This window comes from Niallia sp. Man26 (genome assembly GCF_022049065.2).
Classification (GTDB): domain Bacteria; phylum Bacillota; class Bacilli; order Bacillales; family Cytobacillaceae; genus Niallia.
In genome coordinates, this window is sequence record NZ_CP095744.1 from 33,928 (window position 1) to 53,329 (window position 19,402).

21 protein-coding genes and 1 pseudogene are annotated in these 19,402 nt (G+C 37.3%); 13 read left to right on the top strand and 9 right to left on the bottom strand.

The window, feature by feature from the left end:
- The first annotated feature begins 11 nt into the window (after positions 1–11).
- The 3 genes from hutI to L8T27_RS19595 are packed head-to-tail and all read left to right on the top strand — an operon-like array spanning position 12 to position 3,881.
- The gene (gene hutI, locus L8T27_RS19585) at positions 12–1,286 is read left to right on the top strand and encodes an imidazolonepropionase (RefSeq protein WP_237942437.1); all 1,275 of its coding nucleotides are present in this window, start codon (positions 12–14) and stop codon (positions 1,284–1,286) included.
- On the top strand, positions 1,283–2,551 hold the full coding sequence (locus L8T27_RS19590; protein ID WP_237942439.1) for a Zn-dependent hydrolase: 1,269 nt from the start codon (positions 1,283–1,285) through the stop codon (positions 2,549–2,551). Before hutI ends, L8T27_RS19590 begins: the two co-directional genes overlap by 4 nt.
- Before the next feature lie 4 nt (positions 2,552–2,555).
- The gene (locus L8T27_RS19595; protein ID WP_237942441.1) at positions 2,556–3,881 is read left to right on the top strand and encodes an amidohydrolase family protein; all 1,326 of its coding nucleotides are present in this window, start codon (positions 2,556–2,558) and stop codon (positions 3,879–3,881) included.
- Positions 3,882–4,488: 607 nt separating this feature from the next.
- Here L8T27_RS19595 and L8T27_RS19600 read toward each other — a convergent pair.
- Positions 4,489–5,655, bottom strand: a complete 1,167-nt coding sequence (locus tag L8T27_RS19600; protein ID WP_237944093.1) for an RNA-guided endonuclease InsQ/TnpB family protein — start codon at positions 5,653–5,655, stop codon at positions 4,489–4,491.
- Positions 5,656–6,413: 758 nt separating this feature from the next.
- Here L8T27_RS19600 and L8T27_RS19605 point away from each other — a divergent pair.
- Entirely contained in the window at positions 6,414–7,184 is a 771-nt protein-coding gene (locus L8T27_RS19605) for a TerC family protein (protein WP_233315491.1), read from the top strand.
- Positions 7,185–7,296: 112 nt separating this feature from the next.
- The gene (locus L8T27_RS19610; RefSeq protein ID WP_237942448.1) at positions 7,297–8,523 is read left to right on the top strand and encodes a TolB family protein; all 1,227 of its coding nucleotides are present in this window, start codon (positions 7,297–7,299) and stop codon (positions 8,521–8,523) included.
- Positions 8,524–8,566: 43 nt separating this feature from the next.
- On the opposite strand, the gene L8T27_RS19615 is transcribed toward L8T27_RS19610, so the two are convergent.
- Entirely contained in the window at positions 8,567–9,202 is a 636-nt protein-coding gene (locus L8T27_RS19615) for a YczE/YyaS/YitT family protein (RefSeq protein ID WP_237942450.1), read from the bottom strand.
- Between the two features lie 126 nt (positions 9,203–9,328).
- Here L8T27_RS19615 and paiA point away from each other — a divergent pair, with 126 nt between their 5' ends.
- Positions 9,329–9,844, top strand: a complete 516-nt coding sequence (gene paiA, locus L8T27_RS19620; protein ID WP_237942452.1) for a spermidine/spermine N(1)-acetyltransferase — start codon at positions 9,329–9,331, stop codon at positions 9,842–9,844.
- Between the two features lie 57 nt (positions 9,845–9,901).
- Here paiA and L8T27_RS28770 read toward each other — a convergent pair whose 3' ends face one another.
- The 4 genes from L8T27_RS28770 to L8T27_RS19635 all read right to left on the bottom strand — a co-directional run bounded on the left by L8T27_RS28770 (position 9,902) and on the right by L8T27_RS19635 (position 11,560).
- Positions 9,902–10,024, bottom strand: a complete 123-nt coding sequence (locus tag L8T27_RS28770) for a hypothetical protein (RefSeq protein WP_267913362.1) — start codon at positions 10,022–10,024, stop codon at positions 9,902–9,904.
- Between the two features lie 230 nt (positions 10,025–10,254).
- Positions 10,255–10,722, bottom strand: a complete 468-nt coding sequence (locus L8T27_RS19625; protein ID WP_233315487.1) for a DMT family transporter — start codon at positions 10,720–10,722, stop codon at positions 10,255–10,257.
- Positions 10,723–10,734: 12 nt separating this feature from the next.
- Positions 10,735–11,163 (bottom strand): DMT family transporter, encoded by a 429-nt coding sequence (locus tag L8T27_RS19630; RefSeq protein ID WP_233315486.1) that lies wholly within the window; start codon positions 11,161–11,163, stop codon positions 10,735–10,737.
- Positions 11,164–11,245: 82 nt separating this feature from the next.
- The gene (locus L8T27_RS19635) at positions 11,246–11,560 is read right to left on the bottom strand and encodes an ArsR/SmtB family transcription factor (protein WP_233315485.1); all 315 of its coding nucleotides are present in this window, start codon (positions 11,558–11,560) and stop codon (positions 11,246–11,248) included.
- 164 nt (positions 11,561–11,724) lie between these two features.
- Between L8T27_RS19635 and L8T27_RS19640 the strand changes: the two genes are divergently transcribed.
- From L8T27_RS19640 to L8T27_RS19660, 5 genes are all read left to right on the top strand, one after another.
- Complete coding sequence (locus L8T27_RS19640; RefSeq protein WP_233315484.1) at positions 11,725–12,303, top strand: LysE family translocator; 579 nt, start codon at positions 11,725–11,727, stop codon at positions 12,301–12,303.
- A 23-nt stretch (positions 12,304–12,326) separates the two neighbouring features.
- Entirely contained in the window at positions 12,327–13,103 is a 777-nt protein-coding gene (locus tag L8T27_RS19645; protein WP_237942456.1) for an AraC family transcriptional regulator, read from the top strand.
- Positions 13,104–13,214: 111 nt separating this feature from the next.
- Positions 13,215–13,355, top strand: coding sequence for a hypothetical protein (locus tag L8T27_RS19650; RefSeq protein ID WP_233315482.1), 141 nt, complete (start codon positions 13,215–13,217; stop codon positions 13,353–13,355).
- A 29-nt stretch (positions 13,356–13,384) separates the two neighbouring features.
- Positions 13,385–13,624 carry a hypothetical protein gene (locus tag L8T27_RS19655; protein WP_233315481.1) on the top strand — a complete coding sequence of 80 codons (240 nt, stop codon included), beginning with the start codon at positions 13,385–13,387 and terminating at the stop codon, positions 13,622–13,624.
- A gap of 141 nt (positions 13,625–13,765) precedes the next feature.
- A complete protein-coding gene (locus L8T27_RS19660; RefSeq protein ID WP_233315480.1) occupies positions 13,766–14,806 on the top strand; it encodes an NAD(P)-dependent alcohol dehydrogenase in 1,041 nt (346 codons plus the stop codon).
- A 67-nt stretch (positions 14,807–14,873) separates the two neighbouring features.
- Here the strand turns inward: L8T27_RS19660 and L8T27_RS19665 are convergent.
- A pseudogene (locus L8T27_RS19665) lies at positions 14,874–15,763 on the bottom strand (LysR family transcriptional regulator).
- 230 nt (positions 15,764–15,993) lie between these two features.
- Here L8T27_RS19665 and L8T27_RS19670 point away from each other — a divergent pair.
- On the top strand, positions 15,994–17,166 hold the full coding sequence (locus L8T27_RS19670; protein WP_237942457.1) for an MFS transporter: 1,173 nt from the start codon (positions 15,994–15,996) through the stop codon (positions 17,164–17,166).
- A gap of 38 nt (positions 17,167–17,204) precedes the next feature.
- Positions 17,205–17,471, top strand: coding sequence for an HPr family phosphocarrier protein (locus tag L8T27_RS19675; protein ID WP_233315477.1), 267 nt, complete (start codon positions 17,205–17,207; stop codon positions 17,469–17,471).
- 30 nt (positions 17,472–17,501) lie between these two features.
- On the opposite strand, the gene L8T27_RS19680 is transcribed toward L8T27_RS19675, so the two are convergent.
- On the bottom strand, positions 17,502–17,981 hold the full coding sequence (locus tag L8T27_RS19680) for a hypothetical protein (RefSeq protein ID WP_237942459.1): 480 nt from the start codon (positions 17,979–17,981) through the stop codon (positions 17,502–17,504).
- Between the two features lie 89 nt (positions 17,982–18,070).
- Positions 18,071–19,135 carry a saccharopine dehydrogenase family protein gene (locus L8T27_RS19685; protein ID WP_237942461.1) on the bottom strand — a complete coding sequence of 355 codons (1,065 nt, stop codon included), beginning with the start codon at positions 19,133–19,135 and terminating at the stop codon, positions 18,071–18,073.
- Positions 19,136–19,402: the final 267 nt, after the last annotated feature.

Sequence of the window (19,402 nt, forward strand, 5' to 3'; positions counted from 1 at the left end):
TTGAGATACAAGTGACAGATCTTCTTTATATAAAAAAAGCTTCACAAGTAATTACCGTAAGCGGAAGCAGTGACAAGCCGAAATCTGGAAAAGCAATGGCTGAAATAGGCGTCATTGAAAATGGCAGTGTCGTAATAAGCGGTGACCGCATTGTATATGTCGGTACAGATCAAGCAGCAGAGGAATTTGTTAACACGCAACCTGAGACTGTAACTTTTGTAAGTGGGGAAGGCAAAGTGTTAACTCCAGGGTTGATCGACCCTCATACACATATTGTGTTTGCAGGGAGCCGGGAACAAGAATTGGAAATGCGCTTAAAAGGCGCCAAGTATATGGATATTTTAAAAGCTGGCGGAGGCATTTTAAACACGACGAAAGCGACAAGAGCAGTTTCTGAAGAAGAACTGATCGCACAGACCGCTAAGCGATTAAATCGGTTTTTATTACATGGTGTCACAACATTGGAGGCGAAAAGCGGCTACGGCTTAACCTTAGAAGCTGAATTAAAGCAATTACGGGCAGCCCAAAAGCTAAATAACATACATCCCATTGATTTAGTTTCAACCTTTATGGGTGCACATGCTGTTCCTGCTGAATATAAAGAAAATCCTGACGATTTTGTTCAGCTGATTGTAGAGGAGATGCTCCCTGTCGTTGCTCAAGATAAACTGGCTGAGTTTTGTGATGTTTTCTGTGAGGAAGGTGTTTTCACAATTGAGCAATCAAAACGTATTCTGGAGGAAGGAAAAAAGCTGGGGTTATTACCAAAGATTCACGCAGATGAAATTGTCTCTTTTGGAGGGGCGGAACTTGCAGCAGAGTTAGGTGCTGTGTCAGCAGATCATTTGTTACGTGCTTCAGAGCAGGGGATAAAGGCAATGGCAGAAAAAGGGGTGATTGCTGTGCTGTTGCCTGGGACTGCCTTTTTCTTAATGACTGAACCAGCCAATGCCCGAGAAATGATAGATGCAGGCGTGCCAATTGCCCTTTCGACAGATCGGAATCCAGGCTCCTCTCCAACAGAATCATTGCCTTTTATTATGAATTTAGCTTGTTTAACAATGAAGATGACACCAGAAGAAGTGCTGACAGCCTGCACTATTAATGCAGCCCATGCCATTAACAGAGCTGAAGAGATTGGCAGTATTGAAGTAGGCAAAAAAGCAGATTTAGTTTTATTTGATGCTGTTAATTATCAAACACTTCAATATAATTATGCAGTTAATCTCGTAGATACAGTTATTAAAAGCGGCGAAATTGTAGTCAAAGGTGGTGCGATTTGTTGAAAGGAAAGAAACTTTCCATTCATATAGCTCGCTTAATGACAGATATTGATGAGCTCGGCCAGATTGGCATAAATGCTTTAGGTGGTCTTGACAGGACCACCTTTAGTCAAAGTGAATTGGCAGCAAGAAATTGGCTGAAAGATCAACTTCATCAAGTGAATTTGATTGTTAAAACGGATCAGGCAGCTAATATTTGGGGCAAGCGTACAGGACAAGAAAAGCTTCCGAGCATTGTTTTCGGCTCACATCTTGATACTGTTCCAAATGGCGGGAAATATGATGGAGCGTTGGGTGTGCTGATTGCGCTTGAAATCATGAGAGTATTTGAAGAAAACGAAATAATGACAAGACATCCGTTACAATTAGTGTCTTTTAGTGCGGAAGAGCCGAACCCTTTTGGATTATCAACATTTGGAAGCAGAGCAGTTACTGGTAAATTAACAACAGAGGAAATTTTAAATGTAGCAGATCCAGCAGGAACTTTACTAACTGATGCCTTACAGGCAGCAGGCGGCGATCTGGATACTTTTGAGAATTGTGTGCTTCAGCCTGAGGAGTTAAGTGCCTATTTAGAAGTGCATATAGAACAAGGCAAAAGATTGCTAAATAGGTCCGTTCCCATCGGGATAGTAACGGCCATTACCGGAATTTATCGTGAGAGCATTACGGTAATTGGCGAGGCGAACCACGCGGGAACGACAATTATGGAAGATAGAAAAGATGCTTTAACTGCCGCTTCGGAGCTTATTTTATCCCTTGAGCGTGCCTGCTTAAATCATCCTTCGAATGAAGTGGTTGGCACAATCGGCAGGATGAACATACTCCCTAATGCGCCAAATATTATCCCTCACAAAGTGTGTATGACTTTAGAGATTAGAGGGAAATCATCTGTAGAAATACAAGATATATTGGCGGCATTTACGACAGAGTGCTTACGAGTGACAGAAAAGCGGTTTGTTCATATAGACAGGAAGGTCTTGCTTAATCAATCGCCTGCAAGTATGGATTCATTCATAATTGATACGATGAAAGAAATTGTGAGTAACTGGGAATATCCTTATTATCTCCTTGGCAGTATGGCGGGTCATGATGCTGCCCATATGGCGAATATCACCAAAAGCGGGATGCTGTTTGTTCCAAGTCTTGGCGGAAAGAGCCATTGTCCAGACGAGGAAAGCCGCTTGGAAGACATTGAAAAAGCAGCAAATACTTTGCTGCATACAATTCTTATGCTAGATCAAAAATTAGACACACAAAGGGGATGATAGATTGAGTGTTTTATATATGGCCGATTCTATTTATATAAATAATCAATTTCAAAAAAATCAAGCAATCTATGTTTTAGACGGAGTCATTAAAGAAATTGGTCCTAAAAATCGCTTATTAGAAAAATACAAAGGCGTTACTGTAATTGAATGGGAAGGAAAAGCAATTGTGCCTGGCACTGTGAATGCTCATAATCATTCTTTTCAAAGCTTATTAAGAGGAATTGCTGTAGATCGCCCATTTCTAGAATGGAGAGATCAAGCACTTTACCGTTATACTCCCTTACTAGATGAGGAGGCAATTTATACAGGTGCCTTATTTGCATTTGGAGAAATGCTGAAATACGGAGTTACGGCAGTTAGTGATTTCTTCTATGTTCATAATGGCGGTACTGCTACAGATGAAGCTGTCATTCAAGCTGCTAAAGATTTAGGTATTCGTCTCGTTTTTGCAAGAACAATGTACGATTGGGAAGGGGCCCCAATAAGTTATCGGGAAACAGTGGGAGAGGCAGTGGACCGGACACGAAAATTAGCGATTAAGTATCAAGGTGATTCCATGGTTTCCATTCATCCTGCACCTCATAGTCCTCATGCAGCTTCTCCTGCAATGATTCAAGCAGGACATCGCCTCGCTAAGGAGCTAGGAACACCCTTTCATATTCACGTGGCAGAAGAAACATTTGAAGTCGATGAAATCCTTGGAAAATACGGCTTGCGTCCAGTTCATTATCTCCATTCACTTGGTGTGGTAGATGAAAGCATGATTGCTATTCATTTAGTGTGGTTAGAAGATAGTGAAATAAAAATATTAGGCCAAAAAAACGCAAGGCTTGCGTATTGCCCATCCAGCAATATGTTTTTATCAGATGGAGTAACAAGAATTCCTGACTTACTGGATGCGGGAGTTCGCATTTCACTCGGATCTGATGGAGCTTGCAGCAATAACCGCATCAGTATTTTTGAAGAAATGAGAATGTGTTCTCTGCTGCAAAAAGTTACACGCCTTGATGGAACATGCATTAATGCTAAACAAGTATTCGACATGGGCACGAAAGCAGGAGCTGAGATGTTGCAGCTTCCAACTGGAGAGTTGAAAGTAGGCATGAAAGCAGACTTTGTTACATTAGATTTAAAAGATTTATCTCTTTCTCCTAAATCTGAACTATTTGCCAATATAGTCTATTCCATGCAGCCAAATGCTATTTCAGATGTTATCGTCGATGGAAAGCTGATAGTAGAAAACGGTCAAATTAAGACAGTTTCAGAAGCGGAAATTGTGAAAAGGGTAGACAGCTTAATGGAAAAATGGCAAAGTATACAAGATTAATAAAAAGATGCAACCAAAAAAATGCTGGTTGCATCTTTTTGTTGAAACAATATAATTCCTAACTCCGTTATAAGTATTGGTAATACAAATAGAGACTTATTCAAGTTTTGTTGGAGATGGAAAGTATGAACAATCAAAACAAATCCAGTTTGATTATTATTTTTTGTTAATCATTCTGCTGTTAATGATAATCAGCACGATAAATATCCAAAGTGCTCAAAAATTTCTGCCATACACAGCAAATTTTGCTGGCCAGCAAGTATTTTGGTACATAGTTGGACTGGTAATGTCGGCTGTCATTTATTATTTTGATTTTGAACAAATAAAAGCAAATGTCTTTTTATGCTTATTTATTAGGAGTATTAATGCTCGTTGCCTTATTTTTTGCTCCTTCGTCGATTGCTCCTGTTATTAAGGGAACGAAAGCCTGGTTTGTGATTGATAAGATTGGCTGCTCCTACAAACATACCCAAATGTGTATAATTCATAGATAATTCTTGCTTCTACGTGTCCCATCTCGCCATTTGCTCGCTACTATGGTTGGTATAACACTCCACAAGCGTAAATTCCCGCCGTATAAGCCAACGGTACATATATACTATCCTCTTTAGGTGAGAACAGTATATGTTGGTGCTTGTTCTAAATTAATAGCTGCATTCTCATCTCTATCCATCGTATGACCGCATCTATCACAAATAAATGTACGCTCCGAAAGGGATAGTTTTAGCTTTTTGGTTTGACATTTAGAACATAACTTACTAGAAGGATAGAATCTATCCACTTCCCGTAATTCAACGCCTAATTTACGGCATGTATGCTTAAGGTTCGTTTTAAATTGATAGAATTTTTGATTGGCTATTACTCGGGAAAAGTGCTTGTTTTTCATCATTCCCTTTACATTCAAATTCTCTAATGTGATAAAAAGTGGCTTGGTTTTCGTCACTTCTCTTATAACATAGGCTTGATATGCATTTCGAATGTTGGTTAAGCGTAGATGAATCTTTTGTACTCTCCCAATATTTTTATTTAGATTTTTCCTTTGGTTTGTTGTAGTTTCACCACCTGTTTTTGATAGTTTCTTATAATGTTCATATTTACGAGAAAGAGAACGTTGTTCTCTCTTAAGCTTTTTTTCTATCTTTCTAATACGAACTGATTTGTTTATGTTTTTAAACGTTCTTCCATCACTTAAAATGGCAAAATCCCTCAGACCTAAATCTATCCCTAATCCTTCTGCATTCAACATTTCATGAGTTGGTACTGCTTCTTCTTTGACCAATACAGAAATATAGAACCTGCCTGCTTTTTGTTCAATCGTACAACTTGAGACCGTGCCTTTCGTTGGGATGTAACCTTTCTCTTTCAAAACAAGCCAACCAAGAGTAGGAATCTTAATTCGATGACGTTCCACTTCTAAATCAGTCTTATTGTTTTTTGGAAAATACACCTTTACATCCTGGCGGTTTTTCTTTTTGAAACGTGGATATTTAGCTTCGCCTTTGAAAAACTTTTTAAAGGCGTTTTCTGCGTTCATAATTAGTTTCTTTCTAGCTTTAGAAGATACATTCTTAATCCATGGTTTTTCAAGAGAAAGTTCATTATTCACGTATTTATCAAAATCCATGCCGCTGCAAAATTTTGCATCTTTTTCATATAACTCCTTATTGTAATCAATAAAAGCATTATAAAGAAAGCGACAAACACCGATGGTGTTATTGACTTTATGTATTTGTTTATCGTTCAAGTATATCTCTGTTTTATAAGCTTTCATAATTCCATAATCCATATTTTTAGAGTTTTTAAAGTTGGTTTTTATCATACCATAAAATGATAGATTCATTATCTAATAGTTATTTATACCTATGAGTATAACTTATCACCTTCATACATATTTGTCCATTAATACTGATCCTGTTTATTACTCCTTGCAGCCTGTCGAATTCATGAAGGTATTTTTAATTGTTTTCTTAGCAAAGATCACGGTCAATCATATAATAAGAACACCATTTTATCGAACGATTGCGACAGATATAAAATTAATTGGGAATATATTAGGTGTTACAGAGATTCCCTGTTTATCTTAAAGCAGCCAGATGCAGGAACAGCAATGGTTATTGCCTTTGATAATATTGGTATGGGTAACAGGACTTGTGCCGGGCAGTAGCTCCATTTTCGGAACAATACTGTCCTTAACATTAGTATTAAATATCTCTGCTAAAACAAAATACTTTATGTTTGAAGGAAATAAGTATGATTAGCATTGTTATTGGCAGACTAAAACTAACAAAGCATAACTATATGGAATTAAGGGTATACTTTATTGAGTTATCCAAAGAAGATTATTCTCTTATGTATTTTAGTTTGGTGTGGCTGGAGAAAGTTAAAGAAATTTTAAATAAGTTTATAAATAAATACCCTTGTTAAGGAATAAATAAAGTTACAGGGTTATTTGGAAATTTGCAGACTTATTTAATTTTCTTTATTGTCAGCTTAAACCTTTCACATAATACATAATAGAAAGGAGAGAAAAAAATGGAGTCAATATGGTTGGAATATGCTTGGGCATTGTTGATTTTAATTGGCTTAGAAGGGTTGTTATCTGCTGACAATGCATTGGTTCTTGCAGTAATTGCGAAGCATTTACCTGAAGATGAGAAAAAAAGGGCAATAAATTACGGTATAATTATCGCCTTTATTTTTCGATTTGCAGCACTGTTTGCGATATCATTTATTGCAAACGTCTGGCAGGTACAGGCAATCGGTGCCGTTTATCTGCTTTATTTAGGCTTAAAGCATATCTTTAAGGCATGGTTTAAGAAAGAAAAGCCGCATACGGAAGTGGAAGAAGAGGCTAAAGGAAAGGGCTTCTTACCTACTGTGGGAAAGATTGCATTAGCAGATTTAGTTTTTGCGATTGATTCCATTTTAGCGGCAGTTGCTCTTGCCCTCGGCCTTCCTGATTCACCGCTTGGTGAGTTCGGCGGTATGGATGGAGGACAGTTTCTCGTTGTTCTTCTTGGTGGGATTGCCGGCCTAGTTTTAATTAAATATGCAGCCACATGGTTTGTACAGCTGCTTGATAAGCGACCTGCATTAGAAACAACAGCATATGTAATTGTAGCTTGGGTCGGTGTCAAGCTTAGCGTAATTACCCTGGCACACGAAGATATTGGTGTACTGGACCATCATTTTCCCCATAGCACTGGCTGGACGTTAATCTTTTATGGAGTATTAGTAGCGGTAGCATTAATCGGCTGGTTTGCGCCAAACAATAAAAATAAGGCTAAGAAAGACCCTGCCTAAAAATCATAAGCTTTATTCCCTTATCCACTTGGGAGTAGAGCTTTTTTAGTGTATTTTATAGCATTAGAAATAATAACTCGGGGCATCTTAGTAGCAGAATGGAGGACTAGTTATGAATTATCGAATGCTCTTATCTCTTTTTGTTATTTTTTTAAGTTTATCTACTGCTGCTGGAGCCGCAGTGGAAGTGCCTTTAACAGCTGCATTTGTGCGAAACAATCAGCTGTGGGTGAAGGAGGGAAGTGAAGAAAGACAGCTCACCTATTCTCAGCATGTATATAACCCTAAATGGTCCTTTGATGGCCGTTTTATTGCGTATATAGATGGGGATGAGCAAGGTGAAAAGTCTGATCTGTATATTTATGATATGGTCAAAAACGAAAGCTATCAACCATATGTGCAAGTGAGTGCAACGGATTTCAAATGGTCACCAAATAATAATCAGTTAGCTTATAATGATCAAGGAATATTAAACGTCACTAAAATAAAACACGGACGGCCTGAAATGTTTGAGAACGTTTCTTTAGGTGTCAGCGGATTTGAATGGTTTCCGAACGGCAAAGAATTTATTGTGTCTTCTCAATCCAATTTATTACCGACAGGTTGGGGCCCCATTGAATTATTTAAAGTTGCAGCTGATGCAAACTTACAACAAGAAAAGATTCATCCCTTTTTTACAATCCTGACTAATAAAGATTTATTTGCAATAACGGCAGAGGAGTTTAAGTGGAGTGATGATGGAAAGTGGCTTAGCTTTCTGGCTATTCCGACAGCATCCTGGTCCAATGACAGTAATTCATTATGTGTTATTACAGCAAAGGGAGAGCGTTTTCAAGAAGTCGGCAAAATGCTGAACAATCAGGATTGGTTTAATTGGGCCCCGAATAAAAATCAGCTTGCCTATATTTCTGGTGAAGGAAGATTTCTCGTTGAAAATAAGCGGACAACCATCGCAGAAATGCCTGCTTTTATCGGACAGAAAGTTTATACACCAAAGGGGGATGTTGACTTGGATTTGTCATGGTATTCTCCTGATGTAGTGATTGTTGCTCGTTCTAAGGAAAATAAAGAATGGAAGGAAGGCCCGGTACCTACAATGTATACTAGCCTTTATTCCATTCATTTGAAGTCTAATGACCAAAAGCAATTGACAGCACCTAAAGAAAAGGAACGAGATGATACCCCTCAAGCCGTTAATGGCTATATAACTTGGGTCCGGCATATGGAAAATGAGCAAAATAATGTTTGGATTAGAGAAGGGCTTGAAGGCAAAGATAGTATATGGATTAAAAATGTTGAGTCTGAACCTGTTTTTTATATAGAGAAGCATAAATTATAGCAGCTTGTAAAAAGGCGTGAGTATGGAGAAGTCTCACGTCTTTTTATATGGCCTGCTTTTTATCATGTGTAGACGGATTAGAATCTGCGATAAACCTGTTTAATACTTTTTTCGCTGCTGGCATAAAGTATTGCAGAACAAGTCCTCCTAAACAAACCGTTAGTAACGTACCAATGCCAATTGGTCCACCTAAACTGAATGCAATAATTAAAAATACTAAATAAATAAATGTTCTCGAAAGAAAAATAGTTGTGTTAGTTAGTTCCTGAATAATTAATGTTAACCGATCGACTGGAATTGGAGCGAAGTTTGTGTGTAAATATATGGCGGTTCCAAATCCAATCACAATTAAGCCGCTAATAAAACAAATCAATTGGCTATACCAAATTTCAGGTGTTATTAAACCGTGCAATAAAAACAGCCATAAATCGATGCCAATTCCAGTTATAAAAGCTGTTACCAATCCTAAAGCTTCAGGCTGCTGTCTTTTTAACAAGGAGTTAAATAAAATCAAGATAATTGCTAAGATAAATTCCCAGCTGCCGGCAGTTAGCCCTATATTTTGAGATAAGCCAACTAAAAGGGCGTCAAAAGGTGAAGTTCCAAGATTCGATTGAATCGTTAAGGAAATTCCACAGGTTAAAATAAATATCCCTATTACATAAAATACATATTTCACATGATTGCCTCCTTGGAATTTTATTGCAAATGCAACAAAAATACATTATATTTAATATAAGATATCTTTATTGCATTTGCAATAAAATTAGTTGGCTTATTATAAATAAAAGGAGCAGCATTTCAAATGATATTAGAACTTAAAATATGTACAGTTAAAGATTTACAAAAGCTTCGAGAAATCAGTTATGAAACCTTTAATGAAACATTTAAAGACCAAAATTCACCTGAAAATATGAAGAACTACTTAGATAAAGCATTTACTTTAGAGCAGTTAGAGAAAGAGCTATCCAACATTTCATCCCAATTTTTCTTTCTATATTTAGATAAGGAATTGGCTGGATATTTAAAGGTAAATACGAATGACGCACAAACTGAGGAAATGGGGACTGAGTCACTTGAAATCGAAAGGATTTATATCAAAAGCCGATTTCAAAAACACGGACTTGGGAAGGTTCTTTTCCAAAAAGCACTTGATATTGCCAGAGAAAACAATAAAAAGAAAATATGGCTTGGCGTCTGGGAAAAAAATGAAAATGCTATAGCCTTTTATAAGAAAATGGGATTTAGGCAAAAGGGAGCTCATTCCTTTTATATGGGTGATGAAGAACAGACTGACTTTATCATGTGTAAAACACTTTAATAAGGCGCAAAAGAGAAATGAACAAGAATAACGTTCATTTCTCTTTTGCTTAGTCTTTTAACGCTTCAGCACTTTTAGAAAGCAGTCTCTGTATTTTGCTCCATTCGGCAGCAATCCAACGACAAGATAAACATCATTAATTCCTTGTATAGGGTCATCTAACACCATCTTTGGTTGCATGTGTTTTTCGTCTACGAGAAGGGAAGTACGAACAGCTCTTGCTACTTGTCTTATTATATTAAAAATTATTATATGGTATGGATCTTCCTTTAAGCGGAACGATTGTGTCCTGACGGTGTATTGATATGCCGTACACACTGAATTATCTTGCAGTGCAATTTTATATATAGCTGATATATCAAAAAAAGATGGTGTTCCTATTGTTAGGAACACCACCTTTTATCAGGTTGTTAAGAATTTTGTGCTTCTTCATTCGAACGCTTATTGCCTTTATAGATGAAGTATAAAGAAATAATCATAAATAGTAATGCAAAGGCCCGTTTCATATCCAATTCAATAACTAAACTATTGAACCAGCCAAAATGATCAATTATCACTCCAATTACTAGTTGACCGGCAATCCCCGCGATATTTGTTGCGATTACCCCAATTCGAGGAACGGCGATAACAGTCAGCAGCAAATAGGCTGTGCCTAAAAAGGCTGCACTTAATTGCCACTTAGGTGCTTCTAAAAGTGCAAGAATATCCCCATGTCCAAAAAAGATAATGAAAACAGTAAGAAACAAGGTTCCAGTTAGAAAAGTTAAAAAAGTAGTTTCAATTGTGCCTGCTTTGCGGCTGAATGTACCATTGATAGAAGATTGAGCGCTTAGTGTGATACCGCCGATTAATGTGAATAAAATCATAAATAACCCCAAATTGATAACCTCCTAGTTTATTAATATAAGTGCGATAATCATAGAGATTACGGCAAATATCTTTTCCTTGTTAATTTTAGTCTTTTTACTGCCAAGCCATCCGAAATGCTCAATTACCATGCTCATCACCAGTTGTCCGATGATGACTGCAACCATTGAGATTCCAACACCGACGTATGGAACACTAATAACAATAGCAGTTAAATAAACGACACCTAATCCGCCGCCAAGCAATGTCCACTTAGGTGCTTTTAATGTATAAGAAAGATCTCCTTTACCAAAGAAAATCCATAATAGCCCCATAATAATAGAGCCCATAAAGAAGTTATAAAAACTTGTTTCTATTTGTCCAATTGTTTTTCCCAGTTCAGCATAAATAGCTCCTTCAAAGCTGAGCGCTGCTCCAGCCAGAAGGGCTAACAAATAAGAAAGATAGCGCATAAAATTAGTTCTCCTTTTTCGAATAATTATATATCTAGAAATATAGATATAGAGTCTTAAAAAAACAGAAATCCATGCAAAGTTAGATTTCTGTTTGAAAATACTTTGCTAGCTGTTGAATAAACTCCTCATTTCGCCTGTAGTATGTCCATTGACCATGACGAATAGAGTCAAGCAGTCCAGCTTTTTGCATCATGTTTAAGTAGCTAGAAACGGTAGATTGAGAAACTTTAGCCTTTTCTTGAATATCCCCAACACAAACTCCGCCTTTGTAGCTTACCTCCTTAGGCAAATGAGCGCCTTGTTTTGGGAAATGCTTCTCAGGTTCCTTCAGCCACTCTAAAATATTCAATCTTGTTTCATTAGAGAGTGCTTTAAATACATGAATAGGTTCCATGGTACCGATTATATCGGTTTTTTTAGATATGTCAATTTTTACTTTTATAAGACATGCTTAACGGCCTTTTATTGAGTAAATGAGTTAATATCTGCAATAATATACTATATACATTATAAACATAGATGTAATATTCATAAGGACAAAAGGAAAGGAGTTCCCTCATGAATATTACATCATTTATAATATACTGCTTTATCGTAACATTCACACCAGGTCCTACTAATATCGTTATTTTATCAACAGTGCACAATTTTGGTACTAGAAAGGCAATGGAATATACATATGGAGCAACGGTTGCGTTCGGCCTACTGCTTGTTGTATCTGCTTTTCTGAACTCTGTGCTTTATACAATCATACCCAAGCTTTTAATGGTGATGCAGATTATCGGCAGCTTATACATGATTTATCTGGCAGTGCAAATATATAAAAGTGATTCAGCAAAAGGCAATTTAATAAATAATACAGGCACGTTTTTATCTGGATTTATCATGCAATTTGTAAATCCTAAAGTAATTCTGTTTACGATGACCATTATTCCAAGCTATATCATGCCGTATTTCCAGTCAGCATCAGCATTGATGACAAGTATAGCCGGTATTACTTTCATCGGTTTTTTAGCCTTTATTACTTGGGTGCTTTTCGGCGCAATATTTAAAGCCTTTTTGCAAAAACATAAAAAGGCAGTCAATCTTCTAATGGCTTTATTTCTAGTATACGCCGCTGGAATGATGTGGTTTTAGCAGAGAAAAAAGGGGTGGTTGCAGTGGAGAAATTTATTTATAAAAAATCAGCTGGCATAACTGCCTTAGCAGCCAGTATGTATGAGTTTACCTATAAAAAGCATGCTCATAAAGAGTATGCAATAGGGGTCACATTACGCGGCATTCAACGATATCATTTAGATGGCAGTTTGCAGTTGTCCCATAAAGGCGGCGTCATGTTTTTTAATCCAGAACAAGCTCATGACGGGATGGCACATGATGATGCAGGCCTTGATTATGTGATGCTTTATATCGATCCACAACTGTTCTTAGAGGTATCGGAGAAAAAGGAAATAATCAAGTTTTCAACACCTATTGTATACGATAAAATCCTTCAGCAAAAAGTTATAAGACTAGCTAATGCTATTCTTAATAAAAAAGGGGAAGATGTCTGCAGTGAGTTGCTGCTGTCGCTAACAGACAGTCTTGTTCAAACAAACCTCTCTCAAGAATATAAAAAAGATAATGTTCTGATAAGAAAAGCAAAGGAGATGCTTCGTGCTAACTTACTGGCCGTTCCTAAGCTTGACGATATAAGCGGTGAGCTTGATTTATCAAAATATCAATTTATCCGAATATTCAATGCTCATACAGGAATCTCCCCATATCAATACTTTCTAAACAGCAAGCTAGAACAAGCAAAGCAGTTAATAGAAAGAAAGAGAGATATCTATGCTGCTGTAGCAGAATGCGGTTTTGTAGATTTACCTCATTTAAATAAACATTTTAAAAGTGTCTATGGAACGACAGCATATGAATATTTGTCTAATTTAAATTGACTGCTAGACTTTGTCTAACAGTTTTTTTATGCATGAGGAGGATGAAACTTATCTGATGAATAAACGTATGTAACATTACCGGATTATGAAGAAATGGATAGGAGGGCTTTTTTGAAAAATAATGATGAAGAGAAAAGTAAAATTGAAACAGACGACAGTTGGAATCGAGCGCTGTATGGCAGTCCTACCATCGGTGGCTTTATTGTTATCGGAATCATCATTATCATCATTGGATACAAAATTTTATTTTAGCAAGGCAATAACCTTAATAGGAGTTAAAAATGAATCTTAAAAAAAGCCAAGAATATGTTTCGTTAGAAATTAGAGATTGGAACAATACAAATTTTGCAGCAACTTTATACGAGATTTGTGATTCTCACAGAACTTATTCTAATGATCAGATTGAAGTCCACCAAGTAGTTAAGCTAGGCAAAATTAATAAAGAGTGGAGATTTGTGATTATCTTAAATATCACACAGGATTTAGATAATTTAGGTACTTTAATAGAAGGACTGGGTTGATATACACATGTAATAAATTCACTTGAACTAATTTATATAACGTTCAGGTGTTTTTTTTAGTCTTTTTACTTGACTTAGAGTTAACTAGAAGGCGTATTCTAGTAATGTTAAAAAAATGAAACTACTAGGAGGCTAAGAAACATGACAACAGCTAAAGCGCGAGCAGTTGATGGTCCAGACAAACCGTTCAGAGCGGCAGAAATTAAGAGACGGGACCTTGATTTACATGATGTTTTAATTGAAATTAAATATGCAGGTATATGTCACTCTGACATTCATACTGCCCACGGCGAATGGGGTCCTGTAAATTACCCTCTTGTTCCAGGTCATGAGATTGCTGGTATTGTTACGGAAATCGGAGCGGAAGTAACAAAATATAAAGTAGGTGACCGCGTTGGAGTCGGGTGTATGGTTGATTCTTGCGGTGAGTGTGAAAACTGCCAAAAAGGAGAGGAACAATACTGCCTGAAAGGAAATATTCCTACTTATGCTGGTGTAGATAAATATGGCGAGCCTACACAAGGTGGCTATTCTACACATATCGTTGTAATAGAAGATTTTGTTGTCCGAATTCCTGATAATATTGAATTAGATGTGGCAGCACCGCTGCTATGTGCAGGAATTACAACATATTCACCACTGAATCGCTGGAATGCTGGACCAGGTAAAAAAGTAGCCGTTGTTGGGTTAGGCGGACTTGGTCATATGGCTGTGAAAATTGCCCATGCGATGGGTGCTGAGGTTACTGTTTTATCTCAAACATTGAACAAAAAAGAAGACGGCTTACAATTTGGGGCAGCTGATTATTATGCTACTAGCGATCCAGCTACATTTGAGAAGCTTGCTGGAAAATTTGACCTTATTATCAATACAGTAAGTGCAAAGCTTGACCTTGATGCGTATTTCTCTTTGTTAACCCTTGATGGAACAATGGTGAATGTTGGCGCACCTGGCGAGCCTTTGTCACTAAATGTGATGTCTTTAATCGGCCATCGCCGTTCATTTGCTGGTTCTATGATTGGCGGTATCCGAGAAACACAAGAAATGCTCGACTTCTGTGCGGAGCATAATATTGTTCCTAATATTGAAATTATCTCTGCAGATGAAATTGACGAAGCATATCAACGTGTTTTAGCTTCTGATGTAAAATATCGATTCGTTATTGATACAAGCACCATGTGATTTTGTGAGTGAAGGATGTCCCAAAGGGGCATCCTTTTTAGCTGTTTACAAATTTTATCAGAAAGCTTTAAAATTTCGCTTGGATAGCTTTAATAAAGACATTAGCAGCTTCAGAAAAAACTTGATGCTTGCGCCACACAATATTTAAACCAGATTCAAGGTTAGGCTCTAGCGGTCTAAAGCATAAATTGCTATCACTCGATGTATTCACTATTTTATCAATAGTAACCGCATAACCAATCCCTTCATCCACCAAAATGGCGGCATTATAGGCAAGATTATATGTTGTGACAATATTTAATTTATCAAAATCTTCACCGAACCAGTCTGCAAATTTATTTGTCGAGTATGTCTGTTTGATAGCCTGTCGTGAACATATTAAAGGCAGCTCCAAAAGTTCAGCTGCTCGTATTGCCGGTTTATCAGCGAGAGGACTGTCTTTGCGCATAACAACACCCCAAACGTCCTTAGCTGGGATATTCATATAGAGTTGTATTTGGATATATCTGCAGGTTCAATTAGGATGCCAAAATCGAGCAGCCCTTTGTCAAGCCGATCTGTAACATCGTCCTCGTTTCCGCTGTAAAGATGATAGCGTATATTAGGATACTTTAACTTTACGTCGTTAATTACACGGGCAATCCATCTCATCGCATCCGTTTCACCGCCGCCGATATAAACATCTCCGCTAATAGTTTCCTCCATTGAATGAAATTCCGATTCCAATTTATCGACCATGTTAACAATTTCTGCTGCTCTGTTTCGCAGCAAAATGCCTTCATCTGTAAGAATGATACTGTGACTGCTGCGAATAAACAATTTTTTTCCTAATTCCTTTTCCAAATCTTTCATTTGTCTTGATAAAGTCGGCTGTGTAACATGCAGCAGGTCTGCAGCAGCTGTGATATTACCAACCCTGGCAATTGCGAGGAAGTAGCGTAACACCCTTATTTCCATCTGTATTCCCCCTTCATTATGTTTAAGTATACATGTATCCAGAAATGCTTAACAGGCATTTCTAGATATGAGATATAAGTATTGGTTATATGTGAAAATCGAAGCTAAAATAAAAGCAAATGATTAAATCACATATGAAGGGAACATAAAAAAATGTCCGTAATTGCCAACAAAGTAGTCATCATTACGGGGTTTTGTGTTTTGAAATTCAGAAAGTTTGAGGTGTAATTTTGGTCAAGAATAATAAATTGCTTATCATGATATTAACCATCGGTGTATTTGGCATTATCAATACAGAAATGGGGGTTATCGGAATATTGCCTGCTCTTGCTGATCACTTTAGTGTCAGTGTCTCAAAAGCAGGCCTGCTGGTTAGTCTCTTTGCCCTTGTTATCGCAGTTTCTGGGCCGACAATGCCATTATTTTTTTCAGGCTTAGACCGAAAAAAAGTAATGCTACTTGTGCTTGGAGTTTTCATTATCGGTAACATTGTGTCCATCTTTACTACTAATTTTACCATTGCATTAGCTGCTAGAGTTGTACCTGCGCTGTTCCATCCTATTTATTGTTCATTAGCGTTTTCGGTAGCAGGTGCTTCGGTCCGTAAAGAAGAAGCACCTAAAGCTGTTGCTAAAGTATTCATAGGAGTATCTGCCGGAATGGTCATTGGTGTGCCAGTCGCAAGCTTTATCGCTGGCAGTATGTCATTACAATTGGCGATGTCGTTCTTTGCTGCAGTGAATATAGTCGCGTTTATTGCGACATATTTATTCGTGCCAAGCATGCCTGTTAAAGAAAAGCTTTCATACGGCTCACAGTTAGCCATCTTGAAAAAGCTGATTACTTGGCAGTCTATCATTGCAGTCGTTTTCCTTAACTCTGCAATATTTGGTGTATACAGTTATCTTGCTGAATATTTAACATCAGTAACATCCATGTCTTCTGCCTCGATTACTATTATGCTGACTGTATTCGGTGCAGCCAATATTATTGGAAATATAACAGCAGGAAAGCTGTTGACGAATAATGCTCGAAGAACGGTCATCGCATTTCCGTTTTTATTAGGAGCTGTTTATATGGTGTTGTTCCTATTTGGTCATTTCTCCATCCCAATGGCAATCATAACGTTTATTTGGGGAATTCTAGCTGGGGTGGGCGGCAATATCAATCAATATTGGATCATGTCCTCTTCACCAGAAGCTCCAGACTTTGCTAATGGATTATTTATTTCAGCTTGTAATTTAGGTACAACGATTGGCGCTGCTGCTGGCGGATTATTTATAGCTCAATTAGGAATTCAATATGTAGTCTTAGTAGGTTTTATATCATTAATTTTCGGGACCATCTCAATCTTGCTAAGAAACTATAAATATCGTTCTAGAACTAATCAGCTTGCTGGTTAATATCTAACAAGCACTATAAATGGGCAGGTGGAAAGCATTTGTTAATAACAAGGATTACAGTGGAAGTAAATCGGCTTCAAGCGCGAAATGCTGCCCTTTTTGTGGCAATAGCTCAGACCTTTCGCAGCGAAATAATCCTGACTAAAAAAGGAAGGTCCGCCAATGGCAAAAATATAATGAAAGTGATGGACTTATCTGTAGCAGAAGGTGATAAAGTTACCTTATTTGTAAATGGGGAAGATGAGCAGGCTGCCATTAGCAAGCTTAAGTATTGTCTAGTAGAAGAAATAAATGCCGAAATCTGATTTCCAAAATGAAAAAGAAGTTAATCTCATTTAGATATAACTTCTTTTTTCATTGGAAAACTTAAGCAGTATGTATCTAATAATAAAACCAATAACAACCCCAGGAATTACAAACATCATTGGCAAAAAAACAGGGTCGAGTGACTGGCCAAATAAAGTAATCTTACTAGAATAAATTAAGCCGAGTGTAACGAAAGCAGCCGCAGATAAAAAGGGAAGAAAAGACAATTGTTCATCAGCAGGCATCTCGTATTGATATGCATCCCACATAGCGAAGAAATATAAACAAGCATAAAATAATAACCATTCATAATTGATTACTTCTTCTGCTTTAGAGAATTCCCCTAAATAGCTGTACATAATGGAAGTATTAAAATGACTATATACGTTTATAAGAATCTCTGTTAGTACAAATAATGTACCTTTAAAGAAATGTCCAGTTAATAATTGGCTGAAACCTGGTAACGCAATACTCCACATAATCGCCTGGAATTTACCGATTTTCTTCATATAAACCCTCCTTTACTATAGTTTGGATAGAAAGACAGTGGTTATTCCAGTTATTTGTATAAATTAGCAAAATTTGTTCATTGTTCCTTTTATAAAAGTTGCGGAGCTTCCCAAATAATATAGTTCTTTAATTCATCCTGAAGAGCAGTCCAATCCAATACTTCTTCCATGTGGAAAACACCTGTACAGGAATTGTTTTCACACATATAGCAAGCAGCCCATACGGTTACCAATGCAGTTATTTTTGCTTCTTCTTTCCCATAAAGCTCTGTTTCTAACACGATTGGCTTCCCTGATTTACGTCCGGTAACGGTAATTTTTACACAAAACATCGGCTTTCCAATTGAAATTCTAGTTAACAATTTTGTAGACAAGCGAATAGGCAGGAAACGAAGCAGTCCAATTGCTTTCAAAAAGGCTAAAGCACCAGTTGCAAAGCGTGAATCAAAACAAAGATAAGTGGTGACATCATCAACTGCTATTGTATGATGCAAAACATGTTGATCTGCAAAATCAAAATGATAAGCGTTTCGCCAGCCAAGCTGTTCACCAAAATAGGCAGACTTCATGCCGCCAAAGCTTTTCAACTTCACCTGTTTACCTTTTATCCATTTATAATAGTCCGTTTTTGCTTGCCGTATTGTCCAATCAATGGCAGCAAGCCCATGTGTATCTCCTAACCCGAGCATTAAGAAAATATCCACTGCGTCTGTATGGTCGACTTTTTCTGCCATCCAACTAGCCAGTAGATTCGTTATTCCCGGATTTAACCCGACACTGAGCATCGCTGCAGAATTGGAGTTAACTGCTAAATCATGGAGCTGTTCCACTTCAGCTAAAAACCGGTATGATGCAGAAATATCGATATAATCAATCCCTGCTTGAAGACAGGTGGTAGCAAATAGAGCATTTTCTTGTTCCAGACAAACAATGACGAGTTTTACACTCGCCAGTAAGGATGCAGGAACAGCTTTATTGATATCTAGTAACAGCGGCAATACCTTTCCATTTATTGATGCAGAAAACGTTTCCGCTTTCTCCATGCTTCTGCCAGCAGCATACACATAGCCGGGATAAATTTCTCCTAACTTACTGCATATCAATCTTCCTACATGTCCATAACCACCAACGATAACAATATCTTTCCTTTCCAAAAAAACCACACCTTTCTAAATTTCCATAACTATAGGAACAGTGTATAGAAAGGTAAGTTAAGAAAATATCCCAGAATCATGGGATATTTTTTATTTATGGAAAAGTGTGGAAGTGTTAATATGTGCTTAGTAGGTTTTTGTTGAAAGAGGTGAAGTTAGTGGAATTATCGGGAGGTCAAGTAGTTAACTTTATTAGTACTATTAAGAGCAATCTCTATAAAGTAAGCGCCCTCCCTTTCCATTACTTAGGAAGGGGAGGCTGAAATA